At 46.0% G+C, this 1,828-nt stretch carries 1 protein-coding gene; it reads right to left on the bottom strand.

What is annotated here, in order from left to right; genetic code table 11:
* Window positions 1-52: 52 nt before the first annotated feature.
* On the bottom strand, window positions 53-1,360 hold the full coding sequence (gene ltrA, locus RIG68_RS02865) for a group II intron reverse transcriptase/maturase (protein WP_350118396.1): 1,308 nt from the start codon (window positions 1,358-1,360) through the stop codon (window positions 53-55).
* Between the last annotated feature and the right edge of the window lie 468 nt (window positions 1,361-1,828).

Genomic DNA, 1,828 nt, shown 5'->3' with positions numbered 1-1,828 from the left:
AATCGAGTAGACGGCCGTGAGCCATAAGCCCACGGTGCGCCTCTCACACCACTCAGCGTACGGGTCTCGTACTGAGCGGTTCATTAAGTAATGGAGATACTTTGGAGTAATGTTCTCTAAGGGATTGATAGCCTCGTTTCCTCAGACGATCCAGCGTGATAGTAGTTCTTAGGATTGGACTTTGGGCTACTGCCCAGCCTCCCATTCTTGTACGACTCCACGCATAGGCTTGGCCATACGGGATGCCTAAACGGATCAGATTCTTCCTTTTCCGCTCCAGCTTCTTCCAGTCATGCCAGATACAATACCTGAGCCTATTGCGTAACCAACTGTCGATCTCCTTAAGTTTGGCTTGTATACTTGCCATACGGAAGTAATTCAGCCATCCTCGTTGAACTTCTTTCAGTTTTCGGAAACGCTCCTGTAGACTCATCGGCACTGTTTTCCTTGTGATCGCTTTCAGAGTTTGTTTGAGTTTTCGCCAGCCTTTCTTCCCTACTACCAGTTGGTATTGTCCCTTCTCTCCCTTTTTGTAGGTCGGTACGAAACCAAACCCCAGAACTTGGAAGTTCACAGGTCTGCGTAAGCCACTTTTTGCCCTATTGATAGGTAGTTTCAATTTGTCCCTCAGGAACTCATAGAGGCTATTGCCTATCTTCCGAGCTTCGCTTTTGGTCTTAGTATAGATACTAAAATCGTCTGCATAACGGACGTACTTCATACCTCGCTTTTCTAGTTCTCTATCTAATTCATGCAGCATAACATTAGATAATAATGGACTGAGCGGGCTTCCTTGTGGTATGCCTTTTCGTCGCTTGGTTAGCCTGCCTCCGATTTGCATCGGGGCGCGTAACCACACTCTGATCAGACGTAGGGTTGTTGGGCACTTCACCTTACGGTAAATCAATTGGAGAATTATATAATGCTCCACTTCGTCAAAGAAATTCTTCAAGTCAATATCAACAATGTGCTGATACCCTTCATGAATGTATTTCTGTGATTGCAGCACCGCTTGGTGGGCGTTCTTCTTGGGTCGAAAACCATAGCTATGGTCTTTGAACTCTAGTTCAAACTTCGGGACTATCACTTGGCTGACAGCCTGTTGTAACACTCGGTCTATGACCGTTGGTACACCAAGCAAGCGTGTTTTACCCTCTCCCTTTGGAATCACTACTCCTAGAATGGGTTGAGCTTCGTAACTGTGGTTGAGTATGCTGGTTACTAAAGTATCTCTGATTTGATCCAGATGATTCCTTAGTTGACCTACGGGCATACCGTCTACACCTGAAGAACCTCGGTTCTTCTCAACTTGTCGGCGTGCCTTTAGCAGATTCTTCCTCGTTACTACTTGTTCTATCATTCTATTACTTCTCTGTCCCGCTTATCAAAAGGCTGCTCCCGACAAAGTCGGGACGCTCCTCATGGCATTTGGAACTACTTAATGTTCAGTCCTTCGTTGAGTTGTGAGGCCTCCAAATCTCTCGTTGGCTCGTTACTCTCAATTACTATGACCTCTGCTGACTTCTCAGTTCATAACGCGTACGATCCGAGATCTCCCTTGGTAAGGTGAATTGCTTTCTGGCTAAGACTACCGGATCTACATACTGTACAGATTATCGAGTTTTGGGCTTCACAAAGATGTGCTTGCTCACCCTGTACAACATGCCTCATATCCGATTCCTATTCGTTAGTTCAACCTTTTGTAGTCCTGCTTACTTCAGATGTACCGTCACCGATACCACCCTTGCAGCTTACTAATGCTTCCTCTCGACAGGCGCATAGGAGACTTCCACTCCATTAACTATATTCACCATTCAAGGCACACACA

The organism is Imperialibacter sp., assembly GCF_040222385.1.
Taxonomy (GTDB): Bacteria; Bacteroidota; Bacteroidia; order Cytophagales; family Cyclobacteriaceae; genus Imperialibacter.
The sequence above is the reverse complement of the archived record's forward strand: the minus strand, read 5'-3'. Positions and strand labels throughout refer to the sequence as shown.